This window comes from Burkholderia sp. Leaf177 (assembly GCF_001424345.1).
Classification (GTDB): domain Bacteria; phylum Pseudomonadota; class Gammaproteobacteria; order Burkholderiales; family Burkholderiaceae; genus Caballeronia.
Genome location: NZ_LMPF01000003.1, coordinates 191,022 through 212,858, shown reverse-complemented (window position 1 = coordinate 212,858; position 21,837 = coordinate 191,022). Strand labels below are relative to the sequence as shown.

Annotated in this window: 19 protein-coding genes and 1 pseudogene; 12 read left to right on the top strand and 8 right to left on the bottom strand. The window is 60.6% G+C overall.

What is annotated here, in order from left to right; all coding sequences use genetic code 11:
* Window positions 1-176 precede the first annotated feature (176 nt).
* From ASG35_RS06595 to rmuC, 3 genes are read left to right on the top strand one after another with little or no spacing between them, the layout of a single operon-like run.
* Complete coding sequence (locus ASG35_RS06595) at window positions 177-1,568, top strand: sodium:proton antiporter (protein ID WP_056354591.1); 1,392 nt, start codon at window positions 177-179, stop codon at window positions 1,566-1,568.
* 10 nt (window positions 1,569-1,578) lie between these two features.
* Window positions 1,579-2,559, top strand: coding sequence for a 2-hydroxyacid dehydrogenase (locus tag ASG35_RS06590; RefSeq protein ID WP_056354424.1), 981 nt, complete (start codon window positions 1,579-1,581; stop codon window positions 2,557-2,559).
* A 2-nt stretch (window positions 2,560-2,561) separates the two neighbouring features.
* Window positions 2,562-4,028, top strand: a complete 1,467-nt coding sequence (gene rmuC, locus ASG35_RS06585) for a DNA recombination protein RmuC (RefSeq protein WP_056354588.1) — start codon at window positions 2,562-2,564, stop codon at window positions 4,026-4,028.
* Here the strand turns inward: rmuC and ASG35_RS06580 are convergent.
* The 6 genes from ASG35_RS06580 to ASG35_RS06555 all read right to left on the bottom strand — a co-directional run bounded on the left by ASG35_RS06580 (window position 4,025) and on the right by ASG35_RS06555 (window position 11,664).
* Window positions 4,025-4,507 (bottom strand): GNAT family N-acetyltransferase, encoded by a 483-nt coding sequence (locus ASG35_RS06580; RefSeq protein ID WP_056354421.1) that lies wholly within the window; start codon window positions 4,505-4,507, stop codon window positions 4,025-4,027. The genes rmuC and ASG35_RS06580 overlap by 4 nt on opposite strands.
* The gene (locus tag ASG35_RS06575; protein ID WP_056354418.1) at window positions 4,507-4,782 is read right to left on the bottom strand and encodes a hypothetical protein; all 276 of its coding nucleotides are present in this window, start codon (window positions 4,780-4,782) and stop codon (window positions 4,507-4,509) included. Before ASG35_RS06575 ends, ASG35_RS06580 begins: the two co-directional genes overlap by 1 nt.
* Before the next feature lie 116 nt (window positions 4,783-4,898).
* On the bottom strand, window positions 4,899-6,206 hold the full coding sequence (gene moeA / locus ASG35_RS06570) for a molybdopterin molybdotransferase MoeA (protein ID WP_056354414.1): 1,308 nt from the start codon (window positions 6,204-6,206) through the stop codon (window positions 4,899-4,901).
* A 136-nt stretch (window positions 6,207-6,342) separates the two neighbouring features.
* Window positions 6,343-6,975, bottom strand: coding sequence for a molybdenum cofactor guanylyltransferase MobA (gene mobA / locus ASG35_RS06565; protein ID WP_056354411.1), 633 nt, complete (start codon window positions 6,973-6,975; stop codon window positions 6,343-6,345).
* A 1-nt stretch (window position 6,976) separates the two neighbouring features.
* Window positions 6,977-8,086 (bottom strand): GTP 3',8-cyclase MoaA, encoded by a 1,110-nt coding sequence (gene moaA, locus ASG35_RS06560; RefSeq protein ID WP_056354408.1) that lies wholly within the window; start codon window positions 8,084-8,086, stop codon window positions 6,977-6,979.
* 215 nt (window positions 8,087-8,301) lie between these two features.
* Window positions 8,302-11,664, bottom strand: a complete 3,363-nt coding sequence (locus ASG35_RS06555) for an Rne/Rng family ribonuclease (protein ID WP_056354405.1) — start codon at window positions 11,662-11,664, stop codon at window positions 8,302-8,304.
* A 953-nt stretch (window positions 11,665-12,617) separates the two neighbouring features.
* Between ASG35_RS06555 and ASG35_RS06550 the strand changes: the two genes are divergently transcribed.
* Genes ASG35_RS06550 through ASG35_RS06535 form a run of 4 tightly spaced genes read left to right on the top strand, consistent with a single transcriptional unit; the run spans window position 12,618 to window position 15,731 of the window.
* A complete protein-coding gene (locus tag ASG35_RS06550) occupies window positions 12,618-13,622 on the top strand; it encodes an RluA family pseudouridine synthase (RefSeq protein ID WP_056354402.1) in 1,005 nt (334 codons plus the stop codon).
* Window positions 13,623-14,282, top strand: a complete 660-nt coding sequence (locus ASG35_RS06545; RefSeq protein WP_056354398.1) for an HAD-IIIA family hydrolase — start codon at window positions 13,623-13,625, stop codon at window positions 14,280-14,282.
* Window positions 14,279-14,665 carry a Rieske (2Fe-2S) protein gene (locus tag ASG35_RS06540; protein WP_056354395.1) on the top strand — a complete coding sequence of 129 codons (387 nt, stop codon included), beginning with the start codon at window positions 14,279-14,281 and terminating at the stop codon, window positions 14,663-14,665. The genes ASG35_RS06545 and ASG35_RS06540 overlap by 4 nt, the downstream gene beginning before the upstream one ends.
* 52 nt (window positions 14,666-14,717) lie before the next feature.
* Window positions 14,718-15,731, top strand: coding sequence for a S49 family peptidase (locus ASG35_RS06535; RefSeq protein WP_056354392.1), 1,014 nt, complete (start codon window positions 14,718-14,720; stop codon window positions 15,729-15,731).
* A gap of 67 nt (window positions 15,732-15,798) precedes the next feature.
* Here ASG35_RS06535 and ASG35_RS06530 read toward each other — a convergent pair whose 3' ends face one another.
* Entirely contained in the window at window positions 15,799-16,518 is a 720-nt protein-coding gene (locus ASG35_RS06530) for an SAM-dependent methyltransferase (protein WP_056354389.1), read from the bottom strand.
* On the bottom strand, window positions 16,515-17,129 hold the full coding sequence (locus ASG35_RS06525) for a Maf-like protein (RefSeq protein ID WP_056354386.1): 615 nt from the start codon (window positions 17,127-17,129) through the stop codon (window positions 16,515-16,517). Before ASG35_RS06525 ends, ASG35_RS06530 begins: the two co-directional genes overlap by 4 nt.
* 407 nt (window positions 17,130-17,536) lie before the next feature.
* Between ASG35_RS06525 and ASG35_RS06520 the strand changes: the two genes are divergently transcribed.
* The 5 genes and pseudogenes from ASG35_RS06520 to fabD all read left to right on the top strand — a co-directional run bounded on the left by ASG35_RS06520 (window position 17,537) and on the right by fabD (window position 21,820).
* Window positions 17,537-18,190, top strand: a complete 654-nt coding sequence (locus ASG35_RS06520) for a YceD family protein (protein WP_056354383.1) — start codon at window positions 17,537-17,539, stop codon at window positions 18,188-18,190.
* Between the two features lie 118 nt (window positions 18,191-18,308).
* Complete coding sequence (gene rpmF / locus ASG35_RS06515) at window positions 18,309-18,488, top strand: 50S ribosomal protein L32 (RefSeq protein WP_056354381.1); 180 nt, start codon at window positions 18,309-18,311, stop codon at window positions 18,486-18,488.
* Between the two features lie 171 nt (window positions 18,489-18,659).
* Window positions 18,660-19,659, top strand: a pseudogene (gene plsX / locus ASG35_RS06510) (phosphate acyltransferase PlsX); the annotation flags it as partial.
* A gap of 160 nt (window positions 19,660-19,819) precedes the next feature.
* Window positions 19,820-20,809, top strand: coding sequence for a beta-ketoacyl-ACP synthase III (locus ASG35_RS06505; RefSeq protein WP_056354378.1), 990 nt, complete (start codon window positions 19,820-19,822; stop codon window positions 20,807-20,809).
* A 78-nt stretch (window positions 20,810-20,887) separates the two neighbouring features.
* Window positions 20,888-21,820, top strand: a complete 933-nt coding sequence (gene fabD / locus ASG35_RS06500; protein WP_056354375.1) for an ACP S-malonyltransferase — start codon at window positions 20,888-20,890, stop codon at window positions 21,818-21,820.
* The last annotated feature ends 17 nt before the right edge of the window (window positions 21,821-21,837 follow it).

The window sequence follows — 21,837 nt, the reverse complement described above, 5'->3', positions numbered from 1 at the left end:
CTCGCAAGCACGCGGATTCGCGCAAAATCGCTCAGCGTTAGCCGTTCGGTCTAGGGTAGCCGGACTGGGCTGCTCGTTATAATCAAGTCCTTGATCGACGTGCAGGCTAACGGGGACCCCATCACATGGATACATCGGCCGCATGCCGGAACTCAAGCGGGCGGCGCGGCCGGAACATGCTTTGGTTAATGCAGGTTCTCGTGATCACGTTGTTACCGCTGGACGCCTCCGCGGCAACGCTCAATGGCGGCGCGTTATCGCCGCTTTGGGCGCTGCCGTTCGCGGGCATTCTGCTTTCCATCGCCATTGCGCCTTTGGTCGCGCCGCACGCCTGGCATAGTCATTACGGCAAGATATCTGCAGCGTGGGCGCTGGCTTTTCTCGTGCCGTTCGCAATGGGATTCGGAGCGCAAGCCGCCTTTGCCACATTCGTCCATGCCATGCTGGAAGAATATATTCCGTTCATCATTTTGCTGGCCGCGCTGTTTACAGTCGCGGGCGGAATTTGCCTGAATGGTGATTTGCGCGGATCTCCTCGCATGAACACCGGCATACTCGCGCTCGGCACCGTGCTCGCCAGCATTATGGGAACAACGGGCGCAGCCATGCTGCTGATCCGTCCTTTACTGCGCGCGAACGAGCAGCGCAGGCATCAGGTGCATCGGGTGGTGTTCTTTATTTTTCTTGTAGCCAATGCGGGTGGTTCGCTTTCGCCGCTTGGTGACCCGCCGCTGTTCCTTGGTTTTCTGAATGGCGTCAGCTTTTTCTGGACCACCGTGCATCTCGCAAAGCCCACGCTGTTTATTTGCGGCGTCTTGCTCGTACTTTTTTATGCGTTCGACCGGTATTACTTCGCGCAGGAAGATGCGCCGCAGGAGACTGCGGGCAAAACGCCTTTGAGCATCGACGGGAAGATCAATTTCGTTCTTCTCGCGGCAATTGTCGTGCTGGTTCTGATGAGCGGCTTGTGGAAACCGGATATCGAGTTCGATGTATTCGGCACGCACGTGGCGCTTCAGAATCTCGTACGCGACGTGATGCTCATAGTCGTGTTGCTGCTTTCGCTCGCGCTCACGCCGAAGAGCGCGCGGGAGGGCAACGCGTTCAACTGGGCGCCTATAGAAGAGGTCGCGAAGCTCTTCGCCGCCATCTTCATCACCATTGCACCAGTCATCATGATCTTGCGTGCCGGCGCGGACGGGGCGTTTGCGGGCATCGTGCATCTGGTCACCGACTCGAGCGGCAAGCCTATCGACATCGCGTACTTCTGGGCAACGGGCTTGCTGTCATCGTTTCTCGATAACGCGCCGACGTACCTCGTCTTCTTCAACCTCGCCGGCGGCGACGCGCAGAGCTTGATGACGACCGGCGCCACCACACTCGCCGCAATCTCGGCGGGCGCCGTTTTCATGGGCGCGAACAGCTACATAGGCAACGCGCCCAACTTCATGGTCAAGGCGATCGCCGAATCGCGCGGCGTCGCGATGCCAAGTTTCTTCGGATACCTGGGCTGGTCAGCGGTCATCTTGCTGCCCTTGTTCCTGCTTACTGGATGGTTGTTCTTCTAAGGAGAAGTCGATGAAAAAAGTGCTGGTTGCCCGCCCGATTTTCCCGGACGTGATCGAACGTCTGCGACAGTATTTTGAAGTCGATGCCAATCCGGGAGCACCGCTTCCCGCCGACGAACTCGCCCGCCGCATGTCCGATCGCGACGGCGCCTTGCTCGCAGGCGATCCCATCACGGCGAAGGTTCTCGAAGGCGCACCGAATTTGAAGGTCGTGTCGAACATGGCTGTCGGCTACAACAACTTCGACATGCAGGCGCTGAACGCTCACGGCGTGCTCGGCACGAACACGCCCGACGTGCTGAACGAAAGCACCGCGGATTTCGGCTGGGCGCTGATGATGGCCGCCGCGCGCCGCATTACGGACTCAGAGCATTTTCTGCGCGCGGGCAAATGGGGCACGTGGTCGTACGACGCGTTCCTTGGCTCCGACGTCTATGGCTCGACGCTCGGCGTGATCGGCATGGGACGCATCGGGCAAGCATTGGCTCGACGTGCACGGGGATTCAATATGCGTGTGATTTATCACAACCGCTCGCGCGTCGCGCCGGAAATTGAAGCGGACTTGAACGCGGAATATGCATCGAAGGCCGACTTACTAAAGCAGGCCGATCACGTCGTGCTGGTATTGCCGTACACGGCGGAAAATGATCACACGATCGGTGCGGCCGAACTGGCGAGCATGAAACCCACGGCGACGCTGACGAACATCGCGCGCGGTGGAATCGTGGACGATGTGGCGCTGATCGAGGCGCTGCGCAACAAGACGATCGCTGCAGCCGGCCTCGATGTGTTCGAAGGCGAACCCAACTTCAATCGCGATTTCCTGGGTTTGTCGAACGTCGTGCTGACGCCGCATATTGCAAGCGCCACCGAATCCACGCGTCGCGCAATGGCAAATCTCGCCGCCGACAACCTGATCGCAGCGCTCGGCGAAGGTCCGCGCGCAGGCAATCCGCCGAACCCGATCAATCCGGACGTCCTGAAGAAATGACCATGTTGTTGCTGTTGAGCGCGGCGGTCGCTGTCCTCGCGATCACGCTGGTGATTGTGCTGATCCTGTTGCTACGTCCGAAGCGGGAGTCGGATATCGAGGAACAATTCGAGGCGCTCACGGATCGGGTCATCGATATGGGCGAAGCGCACGCGCGCGCCCAGGAGCGGCTTGAACGCAACGTGCGGGGCGAAGTCGTCGAGACCTCGCGTGCATCGCGTACGGAAGCGGGCGGCGCGTTCGCGCAGTTCCAGCAGACGCTCGCAACGCAACTCGCGAGCATGTCGAACGTTCAGAACGCTCAGTTGGAGGCGTTCTCGCGGCAATTGCTGGCGTTGACGGAAAGCAACGTGCAGCAAAGCCAGCACGCGCGCGACGAACAAAGCCAGGCGCTCAAGCGTTTCGGCGATGCCTTGACGTTGCAGCTCGCGCAGATGTCGGAGTCGAACGATCGTCGCTTGAGCGAAGTGCGCACGACGCTCGAAGCGCGGCTGAAGGACATTGAGGCGAACAATTCGGCAAAGCTGGAAGAAATGCGCCGCACCGTCGATGAAAAACTCCACGCCACGTTGGAACAACGTCTTGGCGAATCGTTCAAGCTGGTATCGGACCGGCTTGAGCAGGTGCATCGCGGATTAGGGGAAATGCAGACGCTCGCGGCGGGCGTCGGCGATTTGAAGAAGGTGCTGACCAACGTCAAGACGCGCGGAACGTGGGGCGAAGTGCAACTCGAGTCTTTGCTCGAACAACTGCTGACGCCGGACCAGTACGCAAAGAATGTCGCGACCATTCCGAAGAGCAACGACCGCGTGGAGTTCGCAATCAAACTGCCCGGCCGCCACGACGCGCCTGGCCAAAGCGGATCAAACGCGGTGGCGACGCCGGTGTGGCTTCCCATCGATGCAAAATTTCCGCGCGAGGACTATGAGCGGTTAATCGATGCGCAGGATCGCGGAGATCCGGTTGCGGTTGAAGAGGCGTCGCGCGCGCTCGAAGGTCGGATTCGCGCAGAGGCGAAAACCATTGCGCAGAAGTACGTCGCGCCGCCGCACACCACGGACTTCGCGTTGCTGTTCCTGCCCACTGAAGGTTTGTACGCGGAGATCTTGCGCCGTCCGGGGCTGACGGATTTTTTGCAGCGTGAATATCGCGTGAGCGTGACCGGCCCGACCACGCTCACCGCGTTGCTCAACAGTCTGCAAATGGGCTTCAGGACACTCGCAATCGAGCAACGCTCCAGCGAAGTCTGGCAAGTGCTCGGCGCGGTGAAAACAGAGTTCAGGAAGTTTGGGGAAGTGCTGTCGAAGACGCGCTCGCAATTGGAGGCGGTGACGCGGTCGATTGAATCGGCGGAAACGCGTACACGTCAGATGAGCAAGAAACTACGCGATGTAGAAGCATTGCCGGGCGAGCAGGCGGCTAACCTGCTCGGGCATGAAGCTGATGATCGAGACGAACCAGAGGCTTAGTCAGTTGCAGCGAGTTTGGCGAGTTCGTCGCCGGTAATACGCACGATGCGCCAGTCCGGAAGCACGGTCGCGCCCATCTTTTCGTAGAAGCCGATGGCGTTCGTGTTCCAGTCGAGTACGGTCCATTCAAAGCGGCCGCACTGACGTTCCACCGCCAGCGCCGCCAGCGCGCGCAGCATTTTCGTGCCGAGTCCGCTGCCGCGAATCGATGGCTTCACGTACAGGTCCTCCAGATACAACCCGCGCTTGCCGAGGAACGTCGAGTAGTTCTGGAAGAACAGGGCATAACTGACGATTGCCCCGTTTTCCTCCGCGACGATGGCTTCAGCCGCGGGCTTCGCGCCAAACAGCGCGTCGTGCAGACCGGACTCAGTCGCAACGAACAAATGCGTCAGCTTTTCAAACTCGGCCAGTTCCAGCATGAGGCCGAAAATCGCGCTGATATCGTCTGGCGTGGCGTTACGGATCGCGGCGCTCATCAGGCTTCTTCCGGTGCATCGGACAATACGATCTCGATGCCGCCGAATCGCGACGCCACCCAGTTGTACGCGTGACATGCGATCCACAACAGGATGAATCCGAGGATCGCGTTGAGCAGCAAGGCGCTCGTCACGGTGCTGAGCTCGACGGAGCCGTATCGGAAGAACGCGACCAGCACGCCGAGCAGCACGATCGGCACGCTGAATGTGAGGTACACGAGAATCAGCGCTTTGGCGGTTTGTCCCGGTGCGATGAACGTAATCTGTTTTTTCATGAAGGAAAAGCCCCGTCAGTCGTAGTGCAATGCATTCAAATCCAGCTGTTGGCCGCACACGTGATGACGGCGTCCCGGCCGGATTCTTGAAGCAGGTTGTCGAAGAGCCTTTGAAGCTAGATCAGGCCGTCGAATGGCAGGATATCGACGCTGTCTCCTGCATCGATATTTCCCGCCTCGTGCTTGAGAACAATGAAGCAATTTGCCTCGCTCATTGAACTCAGCACTCCCGAGCCTTGCGGCCCGGTTGTTACTACATGCCAGCGTCCGGCGGCGTCGCGCTGCGCGATACCGCGCTGGAACTCCGTGCGGCCGGCCCGCTTGGATAACGGATTCGTGCTGATCGCCGATATCAGCGGCAACGCATGCCGCGTCGCGCCCGACATGGCGAGCAGCGCCTCCCGCACGATGAAATAAAACGTCGCCATGACCGCGACCGGGTTGCCGGGCAAGCCAAAGAACAACGCCGATTTGCCGTCGCCGGGACGCACGCCCGACCAAAGGCGGCCGAACGCGAGCGGCCGGCCGGGGCGCATCGCGATTTTCCAGAATGCCACGTCGCCGAGCGTGTTCATCAGGTTGCGCGTGAAGTCGGCGTCGCCCACCGACACACCGCCCGAGCTGATCACGACGTCGGCTTCCCGGGTCGCGCGCCGCAGCGCTTCTTCCAGCGACGCCCGGTCGTCGCGGACAATACCGAGATCGACAGGTTCGACGTTCATCCGGCGAAGCATCGCGTAAAGCGTGTAGCGATTGCTGTCGTAGATGGAACCTGGCGTAAGCGCTTCGCCCACAGAACGCAGTTCGTCACCGGTCGAGAAAAACGCGACGCGCAAACGCCGCTGAACAGCGACTTCGGCGATGCCCAACGAAGCCAGCAAGCCAATATCCGATGCCCGCACAATCCGGCCAGCACGCAACGCCGGTTGACCTTGCGCAAGATCTTCTCCGGCGAGCCGCCGATTGACGCCGCGCTTGATTCCCGCAATTGCAAACGTGACCGTGTCTCCCGCGCGCTGCACGAATTCTTGCGCAACGACGGTATCGCAACCGGGCGGAATCAGCGCGCCCGTCATGATGCGCACGCACTCGGTGAGATGCGGCTGACCGTCGAAAGGTTGTCCGGCGAGTGCTTTCCCAGCAATCGACAATTGCACTTGCCCTTCGATACCCGCCACTTCCAACGCGGCGCCATTGAACGCGTAGCCGTCCATGGCCGAGTTATCGTGCGAGGGCACGTTGATCGGCGAGATCACGTCTTCTGCCAGTACCCGATCCAGCGCGTCGAATAGCCGCATGCGTTCCATCTCGGCACGCCCGCGCGGCAACGCCCACTGACGCACGATCTCCTGCGCCGCGCTGACGGGCAGCGCGTTCGGATCGTACTCAGCGACGCAGCTTGAAAAGTGCTTGGGTGTGTTCATCGATGGGTAAAAACAGCGCGGAGAATCGACGCAAAGCCCGCAGGCAGATGGATGGAGAGGCAGACGTGGTGAGATGCGCGGTACTACGCAGCATCCGGCAAGCCGATGGATTGCAGCGACTGAAACGAACCGGCGCTTAGTTGCGCTCGAGGTCGCCTAGCTGCTGCAGATCGTTGACATTGTAAAACGCACGCTCGTCGGTGAAGGTCACTTCTACCGCCTTGTGGCGCGCGTACCACGCGCGCACCTTGCGTTCTCCGGCGCGGATGAACGTGTCGAGATCGTCGATGAGCGAGGTTCGAAGCAACGCGAAAACCGGATGAAGATGGCGTTCTCCGGCGGAATCGGTAGCTGTTGCCATTGCAATATTCGCGTCGCTGGCGATCAGCTTTTCCGATAGCCGATCGGCCAGATGGGGATCGATGAAAGGTGCATCGCACGGCGCAAAAAGCACGAAATCCGTCTGCGCCGCGTGCATCGCCGCCGATATGCCCGCGAGCGGACCGGGGAAATCGGGAAATGCATCGACCACGACCTTGGCGCGGAACGGCATGCCAAGTTGCGCATAGATTTCGAGGCTGCGATTTGCGCTGATGAGCATGGCGCCACATTGCGGCGACATCCGGCGCAGCGCGTGAAGCGCGAGCGGTTCGAGATTCAGCGGCTGCAAGCCTTTGTCGACGCCACCCATGCGCGATCCGCGACCACCGGCAAGCACCACACCCGTAATATCGGCCTTCGAAAGCGCGCCACGGATTGGTTCGGCCATATCAGCCGCCGATGTACGACATCTCGACGCGCCGCGCGTCCGGATCTGCTGCCGGCAACGAATTACTGCCGCGAAGCTCGGAGTACCGGTCGGTGCGCGCTTCCCAGATCCGCGCGATGGCCGTGGCGACGGTCGCGTCGCTCGCGCCGCTTCGGATCAAAGCGCGCAGATCGTGACCAGAAGTTGCGAACAGGCACAGGTAAAGCTTGCCTTCCGTGGACAATCGCGCCCGCGTGCAAGTCCCGCAAAACGCGCGCGTAACGCTGGAAATCACGCCGATTTCGCCGCTGCCGTCCTGATAACCCCAGCGTTGCGCGGTTTCGGCGTCGTTGTGCGCTTCGAGCGGCCGCAATGGAAAATGCTCGGCAATGCGCGCAACGACATCCGACGAGGGCAACACTTCGCTCATGTTCCAGCCGTTCGACGCACCCACGTCCATATATTCGATAAACCGCAGCACCGTGCCGCTGCCTTTGAAATGGCGCGCCATCGGCACGATTTCGGCGTCGTTCGTACCGCGCTTGACGACCATGTTCACCTTGAGCGGCGCCAGCCCGACTGCGTGCGCCGCTTCGATGCCATCGAGCACATCGGCAACGGCAAAATCAGCGTCGTTCATGCGGCGAAACAACGCGTCATCGAGTGCATCGAGACTCACCGTAACGCGCGATAAACCCGCGTCCTTCAGCGACCGGGCTTTGCGGCCGAGAATGGAACCGTTGGTCGTCAGCGTGATGTCGAGCGGTCGGCCTTCAGGTGTGCGCATGAGCGCCAGCCGTTCGATCAAAAATTCGATGTTCTTTCGCAACAGCGGCTCACCGCCGGTCAGCCGGATCTTTTCGACACCATGAGCCACAAAAAGCCGCGCCAGCCGCTCGATTTCCTCGAAGGAAAGCAGCGCGCTGTGCGGCAGGAATTCGTAGTTTTTATCGAACACTTCGCGTGGCATGCAGTACACGCAGCGAAAGTTGCAACGATCGGTCACCGAGATGCGCAGATCGCGCAAATCGCGTGAGAGCGTGTCAGTGAGCAATCCAGTCGGCGTCGCCACGGCTCCCGGGAAGGCTGGGATCGCGGTGACATCGGTGACGGGAATGATGCGGCGGGACATGATCGTTTTATTTCTCGCACGCAGCGGCGGGGTGCCTGAGCAAACGCCCTTTTGGCTGCTATTGACTTCGAACAAGTTATTTTAGCGGAACGGCGGTTCCGGGGTGGGCCGCCGCTCTCGCTTTATGGTGTTTTTGCACACGCAATAATAAAAAGCGCCACGGACCTGAGTCACGTGGCGCTTTTGGCAAATCGCTGGACGCTTAATCAGCGCCGTTATTGCGCATCTTTACCTGTTTCGACTTGTTGCATGGGCGCAGCATCGAGCGGCGGCAGGCGCTTGCGCTCCCGCACGACGCGTTTCGGCGCTTCCACCTGAGCCGCAGCTTCGCGGGCGGCGCGGAGCTTGTCGGCGTCGGTGTTCACCCAGACGAGACCCGCCGTGTCCAGCATCGGCTTGAGGGCTTCTTCTTTCAGCGCGACCGGAGCGGCTGGAGTGACCGTCGGCGCCGGAGCAACATGAACCGGAGCCGCCGTTTCCACCGCTTCAAACGCCTTCACTGGCTCGGACTCGACCGGCGCAGACGCTTCCGCCACGACTGGCGCGGGCGGGGCAATCGCCGACACCATTTCCGATTCCGGCGATGCAGCCACAGCCGCCGTCTTCAACGGCTCAGCAGGCTGGGCAAGCGTTTCGACGGCTTGCGGCGCAGCTTGAGCAGTTGCAGGTTCCTCGGCCTTCGGGGTATCGATGAACGGGCTCGCCGGCTTTTGTTCCGCTACCTTCGGCGTCGGGCCAAACGGGTTTTCGACCGGCTGCGGTGCTGCCGGCTTCTCGAACACGTTGATGGCGGGCGTTTCCGTCGCTGCATGCTGCGTATGGACTTCATGCGCCTCGCGCTGCACCACGAACCCTTCGGCTTCGGCGTGCTTCGCTTCGATCGGCTGGGCTGCAGGCGTAGCAACCGGCGCGGCCGTTTCTACCGGCACGGCGCGAACCGGCTCGGGCAATTCGGTCACGGCGACTGCCGCAGCGGCAACCGGCTCCACCGTTACAGCCGGCGCTGGTGCAGGAGTTGCTTGAACCGGCTTGACTGCAGCGGGCGCGAACTCGCGGGTATCGTCGCCATCGGTATCGAAAACGCCAGCTTGAGCGCGTTCCGGATCAGCGCTTTCAGCCGTGCCTTCACCTTCCGCAATATCCGCAGCCTGATTGACCGTCACGCCATCTTCCTCGCGATCGCGGCGTCCACCACGACGGCCACGACGACGGCGACGGCGCTCTTCGCCTTCACGCGCGGCGCTCGCCTGATCGGCCTGCAATGCGTCGGCGCTGCCGTTTTGCTGCGATTCCTGGCCTGCTTGCGCGTTTTCTGCAAAGTCAGAAACCACCGTTTCGCTTTGCGTCAATGCTTCGACGGCCGCTTCCGGCTGCGGTTTCTTACGCTCGCCACGTTCCGGACGATCGCCGCGTTCACGACGTTCACCTCGATCGGCAGCTTCCGTACGCTCACGGTTATCGCGCGATTCACGCGGCTCGCGCGGCTCACGCTGTTCCCGCGGCTCGCGACCTTCGCGTGCTTCACGCGGTTCACGGCCTTCCCGCGGCTCGCGACCTTCGCGCGGCTCGCGGCCTTCACGGCCACCACGCGGTTCACGTGCTTCACGCGGCTCGCGACCTTCCTTCGGTTCCCGTTCCTCGCGACGCGGATTCTGACGGCCACTTGCCGTGCCCGGCGCGCTCGGCGTACCTGCAACGGCCGCTGCGCTGTCGCGCGAACCGGCGCCGCCACGGCGATTCCGGTTGCGATCGCCACCTTGGCCTGAGCGTTCCGGCCGCTCGCCGCGTGCCGGACGTGCCGGTGCTGGCGTGACGACTGGCGCGGGCGCCGGCTTCACTTCCGGTTGCACGCCGAACAGGTTCTTCAGCCAGCCGATAAACCCGCCCGTCGATGCCGCCACAGGCGCGGGCGCCGCGACCGGAGCCGCCGCAACCTTCACCGGCGCGCTCGGCGCAGGCGAAGCCGGCGTGATGCCCTTGACCATGGCTTCCTGCTTGGGCTTCACTTCCTCGCTGCGCTTGCTGTAACCCGTTTCGGATTCCAGCTCGTGCGCGGCTTCCTCGGCCATCTTCCACGATGCACGCGGCTCGTCCAGACGCGTGTCGTCGTGACGCAGGCGCTCCAGCTTGTAATGCGGCGTTTCGAGGTGCTTGTTCGGGATCAACACCACGTTGACCTTGAAGCGCGACTCGATCTTGTTGATTTCCGAACGCTTTTCGTTCAGCAGGAAAGCGGTGACTTCCACCGGCACCTGGCAATGAATTGCCGCGGTGTTTTCCTTCATTGCTTCTTCCTGAATGATCCGCAGCACTTGCAGCGCGGACGATTCGGTATCGCGAATATGGCCCGTGCCGTTACAGCGCGGGCATGTCACATGGCTGCCTTCGGAAAGCGCCGGACGCAGGCGCTGACGCGACAATTCCATCAAACCGAAGCGCGAAATCTTGCCCATTTGTACGCGCGCACGATCGTGCTTCAACGCGTCTTTCAGGCGTTGCTCGACTTCGCGCTGGCTCTTGGCCGACTCCATGTCGATAAAGTCGATCACGATCAGACCGCCCAGATCGCGCAGGCGCAACTGGCGCGCGACTTCGTCGGCGGCTTCGAGGTTCGTGCGAGTTGCCGTTTCCTCGATATCCGCGCCCTTGGTCGAGCGCGCCGAGTTCACGTCGATGGCAACCAGCGCTTCCGTGTGGTCGATCACGATCGCGCCGCCCGAGGGCAACGGCACCGTGCGCGAATACGCGGTTTCGATCTGGTGTTCGATCTGGAAACGGGAGAAGAGGGGAACGTCGTCGTGATAGCGCTTAACTTTGCTCAAGTTATCCGGCATCACGATGTCCATGAAGGCGCTGGCCTGGTCATGGATCTCGGTGGTATCGATGAGAATTTCGCCGATATCCGGCTGGAAATAATCGCGGATCGCGCGGATCACGAGGCTGGATTCGAGATAAATCAGCATCGGCTTGCCAGCCACGCCGCTTTGCGACGCCGCTTCCACCGCGCGCCACAATTGCATCAGGTAGTTCAAATCCCACTGCAGTTCTTCGGCCGAACGGCCAATCCCTGCTGTCCGCGCGATGATGCTCATGCCTTCCGGCAAATCGAGCTGGGCCATCGTCTCGCGCAATTCCTGGCGCTCGTCACCCTCGATCCGGCGCGATACACCACCGCCGCGCGGGTTGTTCGGCATCAGGACGAGGTAACGTCCGGCGAGCGAGATGAACGTGGTCAGGGCCGCGCCCTTGTTGCCGCGCTCTTCCTTTTCGACCTGGATGATCAGTTCCTGGCCTTCGCGCAGCGCGTCCTGAATGCGCGCAGAACGCATGTCCACGCCGTCCTTGAAATACTGGCGGGCAACTTCCTTGAACGGCAGAAAACCGTGGCGGTCTTCGCCATAGTTCACGAAACAGGCTTCGAGCGAGGGCTCGATGCGGGTAATGACTCCCTTGTAGATATTGCCTTTGCGCTGTTCGCGCCCGGCGGTTTCGATGTCGATGTCGATGAGTTTTTGCCCATCGACGATGGCGACGCGCAATTCTTCTTGCTGCGTCGCGTTAAACAGCATGCGTTTCATTGGACGGCTCCAGAGCGGCTCTACCGGCCCCCGTCGAGCGAATTCGCGCGGTTGTCAGTCGCGTGAAGCAGGAGGGCGGGCGCGCCGCGCTTATGTGTTTGTTGTCACAAAGCACGCTGGGCGCGGAGTTCTGGCTAGGAGAATTGCCTGGAGCGGGCGTTGCCACCAATGTGCGACGAGGTACGTCGCGACAGGCAGAAAGCCCTGGGCACATGCGAACGGGTTTGACACGCCGTGATTCGACGGCTGTCGGCTTAAGCGGCACAGCACTGCGGCTCGACGTTCTTCAACCGAATCGAGGAGCCGGCAGCGCAGCCAGCAGCAGCCGGATGCATCCTGCAGCAGTCTCTTTTCCGGCCGGGGTTTTCTGCGCAAAAACGTACAAATACGTACTAGCAACGTACAAGCAGCGCGGGATCACAACCACCAGGCTTTCTTCAAAACTGCAGCAGACTGCCGTTGTGGTTTTTCAGGCGCTCAAAGCGCCCAATAACCGCGTTGGGTGTCTCGCCTTATGACAATGTCCGCCACGCTTCGCCCGTTTCAGCGCAGCTTGCAGCAGACCCTTGTTTCTTCGCTACGGCAAAGCGTTGATGTTCCATTCACCCAAGACCGGATACCCGCCCAATATCTTCTCGATACCTGCCTGATACCCGGGGTCGAATCCGGAAGTCGGCCGAATTAAAACCCGGCCTTCATCAACTCTCGCCGATAAAATTCTTGATCGCCAAAATTCCGTTACCGTGTCGGCGATCGACTCGACCGAACGCGCCTGTGGGCACCGTCCCTGCCGCGCGATATCGCCGTGCGTGCAACTTGTTACTCCATTTTCCGGGTGAGCAACTGGCCCTGGGCGCAAGTAAAATAACGGTTATCCGCTTGCACCTGTACAGTCTGACTACATCCGGCCAGCTTAGTGGCTTTTTACAGACTGTCCGCAAATTATATTCAGAATGAATGAGTTAGGCAAAACATCCCATAAAAAGGTCGCAAGCGAACAGGTCTCCATGATCGAGATCGACGAAAATGCGGCGGGTCAGCGCATCGACAATTTTTTACTCCGCGTCTGTAAAGGCGTGCCGAAAAGTCACATTTACCGGATTTTGCGAAGCGGCGAAGTTCGTGTGAATAAAGGCCGCATCGACGCGGCGTATCGGCTGGAAATGGGCGACCTGGTTCGAGTGCCGCCTATACGCATCGCTCAACTGGACGAGACACCGGTTTCGTCGAACGCACCCGCGGCCGAATTCCCCATACTATTTGAAGACGATCATTTGATCGTGATCGACAAACCCGCCGGCGTCGCGGTCCATGGCGGCAGCGGCGTGGCGTTCGGCGTAATCGAACAACTGCGCAATGCGCGTCCGCAGGCCAAGTTCCTGGAATTGGTGCATCGGCTGGATCGGGAGACGTCGGGTGTGCTGATGCTCGCGAAAAAGCGCTCAGCGCTTGTGAACCTTCACGAGCAAATGCGCGACAACAAGATCGATAAACGCTATCAGGCAGTCGGTCACGGCGAGTGGCTCGCCGGCTGGGGACGTCGAAGGATTGTGAAAGAATCCTTGCACAAATATCTGACGCCCGAGGGCGAGCGGCGCGTGCGGGTTCAGGACGACGGCCTTGCGTCGCACACGGTTTTCAACCTGATCGAACGTTTCGATGAATACGCGTGGGTCGAAGCCGAACTGAAGACCGGGCGCACGCACCAGATTCGCGTGCATATGGCGCACATCGGCCTGCCGATTGCCGGCGATGCCAAATACGGCGACTTTGCGCTGAACAAGAATTTGCTGCGCCCGAATGCCGATCCTTCGCTCAAGCGTATGTTCCTGCACGCGTTCCGGCTGAAACTCGTGCATCCGGCGACAGGCGAGACACTTCAGGTCGAGGCGCCGCTGCCGGCCGAATGCAAAAGGTTTATCGAACAACTCAAACAATCTTCCAGAGAGACACAATAAATGGCGCGTCAGCAATTCGACCTGATTGTCTTCGACTGGGACGGCACCTTGATGGACTCCACGGCGCACATTACGCGCAGCATTCAGGCGGCATGCCGCGATCTGAGCCTGCCCGTTCCCGCCGATGAAGCCGCCAGCTACGTGATCGGACTCGGCTTGCGCGACGCATTGCAGATCGCGGCGCCCACGCTCGATCCCATCGATTATCCGAAGCTGGCGGAGCGGTATCGCTTTCATTATCTAATCAAGGGCGAACAGACCGAGCTTTTCGATGGCGTGCGCCAAATGCTGCAAAACCTTCGCGACGAAGGTTATTTGCTGGCGGTCGCGACGGGCAAAAGCCGCGTTGGTTTGAACCGGGCGCTCGACCAGTCGCGCCTGACAAGCCTTTTCGACGGCACCCGCTGCGCCGATGAAACCTTCTCCAAGCCACATCCGGCCATGCTCCATGAACTGACGCGCGAACTCGGCCAGGACGTGAACCGTACGGTGATGATCGGCGACACCACGCACGATCTGCAAATGGCGAAGAATGCGGGCGCGGCGTCCGTCGGCGTGACCTATGGTGCGCATCCGGCAAAGTCGCTGCATGCGCTCGAGCCGTTATTCGTGGCCGAAAACGTGACCGCGCTCGGCGACTGGCTGCGGGAGAACGCATGACCGGAGCGGCGCCCGAAGCGGTGCGCGTGTGTGCATCGGAGGAACTGGTCGATGGCGGCGACGGACTTCGCCGCAACGCAGTCGGCAAAAGCGGTGAAGCGACGGTATTTTTCGTCCGTTACGACGGCCGGCCGTTCGGCTATCTGAACCAGTGCGCGCACGTCCCCATGGAGCTGGACTGGTCCGAGGGCAAGTTCTTCGAGAGCTCCGGCTTATACTTGATGTGCGCCACCCATGGCGCGATTTACGAGCCGGATACGGGAAAATGCGTTGGCGGCCCGTGCCGCGGCGCGCGTTTGCGGAAGATCGAAACCGAAGAGCGCGACACGCCGGAAGGCCGCGCCGTTTTCTGGCTTCCCGACGACGACCTTCGTCCTGCTTGAATCCAAAATCCCCGTTTAATCTTCAATCTTTAATCTGTCATCCAGGCGACGCATGTCCGATCACATTCCCACTGAACCTTCCGACCCGGCTCGCCCGACCTCTGCGGCTCTTCCTCCGGCTGGTGCAAAGGGCGAAAACTGGGAGCGCGCCGCGCTCGAACGCATTGCGCTCGCGGCCATCAACGAACAGCGCTCGGCGCGCCGCTGGCGGATCTTTTTCCGCTTCGTTTTCTTGGCGATCCTGGCCGTCGCGGTCTGGCGCGCCTTCGATTTCACCGGCGACAAGGTATCGAAAACCGCGCGGCACACGGCGCTCGTCGAGCTGGAAGGCGAAATCTCCGCTAATAGCGACGCCAGCGCGGACAACGTGAACGCAGCGCTAGACAGCGCGTTCGAAGACGACGCCACCGCAGCCGTGATCCTCCGATGCAACAGCCCGGGCGGAAGTCCCGTGCAGGCCGGCATCATCAATCGCGAGATCACGCGTTTGCGGACCAAATATCCGTCGAAGCCGCTTTATGTGGTCGTGAACGACATGTGCGCGTCGGGCGGGTATTACGCCGCTGCGGCCGCGGACAAGATTTACGTCGATAAAGCGAGCATCGTGGGTTCTATCGGCGTGCTGATGGACGGTTTCGGCTTCACGGGCCTGATGAGCAAGCTGGGCGTGGAGCGTCGCCTGCACACGTCGGGCGCGAACAAAGGCGCTTTTGATCCGTTCTCGCCGGAAACGCCGGGAATGGACGCCCACGCGCAGGAAATGCTGGACCAGATTCACGCGCAATTTATCGATGCCGTCAAAAAGGGCCGTGGCGCGCGCCTGAAAGACAATCCCGATTTGTTCTCGGGCATGTTCTGGACGGGGCAAAAGAGCGTTGAACTCGGTCTCGCCGATGGTTTCGGCGACGCGGATTATGTGGCGCGCGAGATCGTGAAGCAGCCGGATATCATCGATTACACGCAAAAGGAGAGCATCGGCGAGCGCGTTGCGCGAAAATTTGGCGCGGCGGTCGGCAATGCATCCATGAGCGCGCTGATGATGGGCGGCAAGATGCAGTTGAAGTAATTGTTGGCGCAAGAAACTGAAAACCGCTCGTCCTGAAAATTCAGGCGAGCGGTTTTTTCATGCCTTTTCACGCACCCAGCAAGAGGAAGATCGCCGGCCGCTTATGCAGTTCCGGCGCGGCTTTCTTCTTCCACTCGGCGACAGTCCGCGTGACGATCGTTTCATCCGGCATCGTCAGATCGACCGCGACGCAAACCAGCGTCGACGGTGCGCACGTCGCGAGCAACGTGTCCAGCAGCGCCCGATTCCTGTACGGCGTCTCGATAAAAATCTGCGTCTGGTTCGCCTTCCTCGACAACATTTCGAGTTCGCGAAGGCGTTTGCCGCGCTCGGCGGCATCGACGGGAAGGTAGCCGTTGAACGCAAAACTCTGCCCATTCATTCCAGATGCCATCAACGCCAGCAAGATCGAGCTCGGTCCAACGAACGGTACGACTTTCACACCGCGTTCATGCGCACGGCGCACGAGCAATGCGCCGGGATCGGCTACGGCGGGGCAGCCGGCTTCCGAAACGAGTCCCGCGTCGGTGCCGGCCAGGATCGGCTTAAGCAACTTCTCGACTTCTCCCGGTGGCGTGTTCACGTTCAATTCGCGGATTTCGATTTCCTGGATCGGCCGCTCGGTGCCGACTTTCTTCAGGAATGCGCGCGTTGTTTTCGCGTTTTCGCCGATGTAATACTGCAACACTGCGGCGCGCGCCCTTACGGGTTCGGGCAGGACGTCGGCGAGCGCCGCGCTGTCGCCTTCGCCGAGTGTGTTGGGAATCAGATACAAAACGCCGCTCATGCAGCCTCCGTCAAAGAGAATCCGGCCGCGCGCAGCATTTTCGACAACGCGATGAGCGGCAAACCGATCAGCGCGGTGGGATCGTCGGAATGAATAGACTCCACGAGCGTGATGCCGAGTCCTTCGGATTTCGCGCTTCCGGCCACGTCGTAGGGCGTTTCGGCGAGCAGATACGCTTCGATTTCTTCATCGGAAAGGTCGCGAAACTGCACGCGCGTGACGATATCTGCAGATTGAACGTGGTTCGTGCGGTTATCGAAAAGGCATAGCGCGCTGTGGAATTCGACGCTTTTTCCACGCATCGACTGAAGCTGGGCGCGGGCGTTTTCATGCGTGCCGGGCTTGCCGATCTGCCGGCCATCGCACGTCGCGACCTGGTCCGAGCCGATCACAAGCACGCCGGAGGCATGGCTGACACGCGTCGCGGCTGCTTGCGCTTTCGCTACCGAAAGCCGCAACGCCGTGGCTTCGGGCGTTTCTCCATGAAGCGGCGTTTCGTCGATATCGGGCGTGATTACATCGAACGGAATGCGCAGGCGCTCGAGCAATTCCCGGCGGTAACGCGAACTCGACGCAAGGACGAGGCGCGGCTGATTTGAGACATCGGGCATGAAAAGAACCGGCTATAAACAAGTAGGAAAGAGGTCGTGGCGGCCGAGCCGCAACTCGAAGGATAAGTGTTTGACTCGAAAAGACAAAGCCGCTATAGTTTTGGGCTTTTCATCGGTATGCAAAGCGCTTTTCCGCATTGTCCGATGGAACGGGATTGAAGCGCGACAAGTGAAAGTGTACCGAGGCGTGTAGTGATTTTGGGGCCAGAAACCGGATCGCTGACTTCGAAGGCGCAGCAAAACGCGTGATTCCTCCGCTTTGTCCAGCCGTGTCGGTCGGAATAACTCGGGATAAACCACACCAGCCGGACGGGTTCCGTGCGGTGCATACTGCAGTTTCCATCCCGGTCGTATTCCGTGACTCGCCGTTCAGACTGTCGCGGTAATGATCACCTGCAGGAGCGCACATGACACAAAATCCTGGCAAACCTGCGTGTCCCGCGGACTTGCGCTCGCTCGACCTGTTCGACTTTGCGCAAAGCCGCCGGCAGGCAGCAGGCGGCGTACGGGTTTCGCAGTTGCCGCGCTTGCTCAATGAAGTGCCGGCGGACGCGCCCGATCGCGACACGGTGTTTTCATGGCAGGCCGAAGGCTCCATGCAGCCCGAATTACAGGACGACGGCACTGAGGCGCCGCAGCCGTACTTGCGGCTCGCCGTGCACGGGTCGGTGTGGATCGAATGTCAGCGGTGTTTGTCGCCGTACTCGCAGCATCTTGATGTCGACGCAACGTATCGCGTTGTGTTGACGGAAGAAGAAGCGGACGAATTTCCGCTCGACAACGATGAAGTCGAAGTGATCGTGGGCTCGCGCCAGTTCGATCTCATCGACTTGATCGAAGATGAATTGTTGTTGTCCCTGCCGCTCGTGCCCAAGCACGACGTGTGTCCCGAAGTGCATGAGAGCCTGAATACAGGTGTCTACAGCGCCGAGGGCGAGCTGGACGAAGGTGGTCTGAATGGCGAAGCGGACTCGCAGCAGGATGGCGGCTCCGGAAGACCCAATCCGTTCGCCGCGCTCGGCAAGCTCAAGCAGGGCGGTTCCGGCAACGACACGCATTAAAGAGTCAAAGGTATCCGTCATTTGGCGCGATGCACCCGGATCGATTCACTGGCCTTGAGGTCAGGGTCGCCGGTGTGTCGAGCTGTGTTAGAATTCGCAAAATTTTTCTGGAGTCATCATGGCAGTTCAGCAAAACAAGAAATCGCCGTCCAAGCGCGGCATGCATCGTTCGCACGATTTCCTCACGGCACCGGCACTGGCTGTCGAGCCGGGCACGGGTGAAGTGCATCTGCGTCACCACGTGAGCCCGAACGGCTACTATCGTGGCAAGAAAGTCATCAAGACGAAGAACGACTAAGCGTTCGGCGCGTAGTGCGTCCGCGACGCTTGGTGCGTCTCGCGTCGCCGTCTTGACTCATGGTCTGACACATGATTTGAGCTACGGTCGCTCGCGTTTGACATCTTCCTGGTGCAACAAGAAGGCGGCATTTCACTGCCGCTTTTTTGTGCCTGAAATTCGTCGCACTCCATGACCGTAAAGATCACCATCGACTGCATGGGAGGCGACCACGGCCCGTCCGTGACCGTTCCCGCCGCCGTCAGTTTCGTGCGTTCGCATCCCGATGCGCATTTGCTGCTCGTGGGCATCGAGTCGGCTATCCGTGCGCAACTCAAGAAGTGCAAAGCCGTCGACGAAACCCGGTTGACGGTCGTCTCCGCCACCGAAGTGGTCGAGATGGACGATCCGGTGGAAGTCGCGCTGCGCCGGAAAAAAGATTCGTCCATGCGCGTGGCGCTCAATCTCGTCAAGGAGGGGCAGGCGCAGACCTGCATCTCGGCGGGCAACACCGGTGCGCTGATGGCGGTGTCGCGCTACGTGTTGAAGACGCTGCCGGGCATCGAACGCCCGGCTATCGCGTTTGCGATGCCAAGCCAGAAAGGCTTCACCACCGTGCTCGACCTGGGCGCGAACGTGGATTGCGAGCCGCAGCATCTGCTGCAATTCGCCGAGATGGGCCATGCGCTCGTTGCTGCTATCGGCAACAAGGAGCGTCCGACTATCGGCCTGCTCAATATCGGCGAAGAAGTCATCAAGGGCAATGAGACCATCAAACGCGCCGGCGAGTTGCTGCGCGCAAGCACGCTCAACTTCTACGGCAACGTGGAAGGCAACGACATCTATAAAGGCACGACAGACGTAGTCGTGTGCGACGGGTTTGTCGGCAATGTGGCGCTGAAGACATCGGAAGGTCTCGCGCAAATGCTCACCGACATGATCCGCGAAGAATTCAGCCGGTCGCTCGCCACCAAACTGATGGCGATCGTCGCATTGCCGGTTCTCAAGCGCTTCAAACGACGCGTCGATCCCGCCCAATACAACGGCGCAGCGTTGCTCGGATTGCGCGGACTCGTCATCAAGAGTCACGGCTCGGCACAAGCCTACGGGTTTGAGTGGGCTATCAAACGCGGGTATGATGCGGTCAAAAATGGCGTGTTGGAACGGCTTGTGCGCGCCATGGAAGATAATGCTGCTCCTGTGCAACAAGCGGCGCTGGGCGCTTCCGCTGATGCAGCCGGCACCGTGATTCCGGACCCGGCCGCATCCGTCGCCCCGGTCGACGACGCGGCCGTTTTACCTCCGCTCGTGCAGCCGGGGACATCGGGCGCCGCGCTACCCTCGAAGGCATAATGGCTCAATCGAATCTCTATTCCCGTGTGATCGGAACGGGCAGTTACCTGCCGGCCGATCGCGTCACGAATCAGGATCTGGCCGACCGGCTGGCCAAGCAAGGCGTGGAAACGAGCGATGAATGGATCGTTGCCCGCACGGGCATTCACGCACGTCATTTCGCCGCACCCGATCAGACCACGAGTGAGCTCGCTCTGCACGCGTCGCGCAATGCGATCGAAGCGGCGGGTATCGATCCGGAATCGATCGATCTGATCATCGTGGCGACTTCCACGCCTGACTTCGTATTCCCCAGCACGGCTTGCCTGCTTCAGAACAAACTCGGCATCAAGAACGGCGGCGCGGCCTTCGATATCCAGGCGGTCTGCTCCGGTTTTGCCTACGCCGTTGCGACGGCGGACAGCTTTATCCGCGGCGGCATGAACCGCACGGCGCTGGTCGTCGGCGCTGAGACCTTCTCGCGCATCCTCGATTTCAACGACCGCACCACGTGCGTGCTGTTCGGCGACGGCGCGGGCGCGGTCATCCTGCAGGCATCGGATGAACCCGGCGTGCTTTCCAGCGCGCTTCACGCCGATGGCAGCCATTCAAACATTCTCTGCACGCCAGGCAACGTGAACAAGGGCGTGATCGAAGGCAGCGCGTTCCTGCACATGGACGGCCAGGCCGTCTTCAAGCTCGCCGTGAAAGTGCTGGAGAAAGTGGCCGTCGAGGCGCTTGAAAAGGCGCAGCTCACCGCTGGTGATATCGATTGGCTCATTCCCCATCAAGCCAATATCCGCATCATGGAGAGCACGGCGAAAAAGCTTCATGTGCCGCTCGAGCGCATGGTCGTGACCGTGGGCGAGCATGGCAATACGTCGGCTGCATCCATTCCGCTTGCGTTCGACGTCGCTGTACGCGATGGCCGCATCAAGCGCGGCCAGCATGTGCTGATAGAAGGCGTCGGCGGAGGTTTTACCTGGGGCGCGTCGGTCATCCGCTATTGACCGCTGCCGCAGGACCCAAGGCTCGCGCGTGATTTTGCCGCATCGGCCATTCGACCCATTCAATCGAGTAAGGACGTCATGAAATTCGCGTTCGTTTTTCCGGGACAAGGCTCCCAGTCGGTTGGCATGCTCAACGCATTCGCCGATCACGCCGTGGTGCGCGAAACCCTACAACAGGCATCCGATGCACTGAACCAGGATCTCGGCAAACTGATGGCCGTTGGACCGGCGGAAGACCTCGGCCTCACGACCAACACGCAGCCCGTGATGTTGACGGCGGCTTATGCGGTTTACCGTGTGTGGGAGAAGGAAACCGGGTTGAAGCCGGCGCTCGTGGCGGGGCACAGCCTGGGCGAATATACGGCGCTGGTCGCTGCCGGCGCGTTGAAATTCGCCGATGCCGTCCCGCTCGTGCGTTTTCGCGCGCAAGCCATGCAAAGCGCGGTGCCGGTGGGTGAAGGCGGCATGGCCGCAATCCTCGGTCTCGACGATGACGCCGTGCGCGCCGTTTGTGCGGAAGCATCGGCGGCCGGGATCGTGGAAGCGGTCAATTTCAACGCACCGTCGCAAGTGGTGATCGCCGGCGCGAAGGCCGGAGTCGAAAAAGCCTGCGAGCTGGCGAAGGCGAAGGGCGCGAAACGCGCGCTTCCGCTGCCGGTTTCCGCACCGTTCCATTCGTCGCTTTTGAAGCCCGCATCGGACCAGTTGCGGGAATATCTTGCAAGCGTCGAAATTGGCGTGCCGGAGATTCCGCTAATCAATAACATCGATGTTGCCAGCGTCGCCGAACCGGCCGCCATCAAGGACGCGCTCGTGCGCCAGGCCGCGGGTCCCGTGCGCTGGGTCGAAACCGTGCAGAAAATGGCCCACGAAGGCGTCACGCACGTAATCGAATGCGGTCCGGGCAAGGTGCTGAACGGCTTGACGAAGCGCATCGACGGCACGTTGATCGGCGCGTCGATTTTCGATCCTGCTTCGCTCGACGAAGTGCGCAAGCTGCTCGCCGGCTAAACAAGAACTCGAACAGG

What these genes read in the sequence shown, in the direction of transcription:
- ASG35_RS06595 (WP_056354591.1), top strand. Translation starts at nt 177, where the DNA reads ATGCTTTGGTTAATGCAGGTTCTCGTGATCACGTTGTTACCGCTGGAC.
- ASG35_RS06590 (WP_056354424.1), top strand. Translation starts at nt 1,579, where the DNA reads ATGAAAAAAGTGCTGGTTGCCCGCCCGATTTTCCCGGACGTGATCGAA.
- rmuC (WP_056354588.1), top strand. Translation starts at nt 2,562, where the DNA reads ATGTTGTTGCTGTTGAGCGCGGCGGTCGCTGTCCTCGCGATCACGCTG.
- ASG35_RS06580 (WP_056354421.1), bottom strand. Translation starts at nt 4,507, where the DNA reads ATGAGCGCCGCGATCCGTAACGCCACGCCAGACGATATCAGCGCGATT.
- ASG35_RS06575 (WP_056354418.1), bottom strand. Translation starts at nt 4,782, where the DNA reads ATGAAAAAACAGATTACGTTCATCGCACCGGGACAAACCGCCAAAGCG.
- moeA (WP_056354414.1), bottom strand. Translation starts at nt 6,206, where the DNA reads ATGAACACACCCAAGCACTTTTCAAGCTGCGTCGCTGAGTACGATCCG.
- mobA (WP_056354411.1), bottom strand. Translation starts at nt 6,975, where the DNA reads ATGGCCGAACCAATCCGTGGCGCGCTTTCGAAGGCCGATATTACGGGT.
- moaA (WP_056354408.1), bottom strand. Translation starts at nt 8,086, where the DNA reads ATGTCCCGCCGCATCATTCCCGTCACCGATGTCACCGCGATCCCAGCC.
- ASG35_RS06555 (WP_056354405.1), bottom strand. Translation starts at nt 11,664, where the DNA reads ATGAAACGCATGCTGTTTAACGCGACGCAGCAAGAAGAATTGCGCGTC.
- ASG35_RS06550 (WP_056354402.1), top strand. Translation starts at nt 12,618, where the DNA reads ATGAATGAGTTAGGCAAAACATCCCATAAAAAGGTCGCAAGCGAACAG.
- ASG35_RS06545 (WP_056354398.1), top strand. Translation starts at nt 13,623, where the DNA reads ATGGCGCGTCAGCAATTCGACCTGATTGTCTTCGACTGGGACGGCACC.
- ASG35_RS06540 (WP_056354395.1), top strand. Translation starts at nt 14,279, where the DNA reads ATGACCGGAGCGGCGCCCGAAGCGGTGCGCGTGTGTGCATCGGAGGAA.
- ASG35_RS06535 (WP_056354392.1), top strand. Translation starts at nt 14,718, where the DNA reads ATGTCCGATCACATTCCCACTGAACCTTCCGACCCGGCTCGCCCGACC.
- ASG35_RS06530 (WP_056354389.1), bottom strand. Translation starts at nt 16,518, where the DNA reads ATGAGCGGCGTTTTGTATCTGATTCCCAACACACTCGGCGAAGGCGAC.
- ASG35_RS06525 (WP_056354386.1), bottom strand. Translation starts at nt 17,129, where the DNA reads ATGCCCGATGTCTCAAATCAGCCGCGCCTCGTCCTTGCGTCGAGTTCG.
- ASG35_RS06520 (WP_056354383.1), top strand. Translation starts at nt 17,537, where the DNA reads ATGACACAAAATCCTGGCAAACCTGCGTGTCCCGCGGACTTGCGCTCG.
- rpmF (WP_056354381.1), top strand. Translation starts at nt 18,309, where the DNA reads ATGGCAGTTCAGCAAAACAAGAAATCGCCGTCCAAGCGCGGCATGCAT.
- ASG35_RS06505 (WP_056354378.1), top strand. Translation starts at nt 19,820, where the DNA reads ATGGCTCAATCGAATCTCTATTCCCGTGTGATCGGAACGGGCAGTTAC.
- fabD (WP_056354375.1), top strand. Translation starts at nt 20,888, where the DNA reads ATGAAATTCGCGTTCGTTTTTCCGGGACAAGGCTCCCAGTCGGTTGGC.